Origin of the sequence: Agrobacterium sp. a22-2 (assembly GCF_012276985.1) — a bacterium.
In the GTDB taxonomy this organism is placed as follows: domain Bacteria; phylum Pseudomonadota; class Alphaproteobacteria; order Rhizobiales; family Rhizobiaceae; genus Allorhizobium.
On sequence record NZ_JAAXMM010000122.1, the window covers coordinates 1 to 386 of the forward strand.

General features: G+C 44.8%; 1 protein-coding gene. It reads right to left on the minus strand.

Annotation, left to right across the window (positions count from 1 at the left end; all coding sequences use genetic code 11):
* Positions 1 to 353, minus strand: a 353-nt coding sequence (locus HFC70_RS26685) for an AMIN domain-containing protein (RefSeq protein WP_368669834.1), incomplete at its 3' end; no start/stop codon positions are given.
* Positions 354 to 386: the final 33 nt, after the last annotated feature.

Here is a 386-nt window from a genome sequence, read left to right on the forward strand (position 1 = left end):
ATATTGTAGCCATCGTCTTGTCTCCCTGTAACCAGAATTTCTGGTATTTCTTCTGGTTCTGATAGGGGTGTTTGTGCTTCTTCTGTTTCTGTATTTGGTTCTGCGGAGGGTGTTTGTGCTTCCTCTGATTCTGGTTCTATGGGGGGTGTTTGTGCTTCTTCTGTTTCTGTATTTGGTTCTGTGGGGGTAGTAGGAGGAGTTTGGGCTGTATTTGCTGTTGGTACAACTCCAAAAATTAAACCTTCATCGCCATCAAATAACTCAATTTGGGGTGGGGCATTTTCTCCGTTTACGGTGACGCGGATAGTATTAGCACCAGAGTTAGTAACCGTTACGTTAGCAATTCCACTCACAGGTTTATCTTGGTTGAAGGTAGCCCCAGAGGG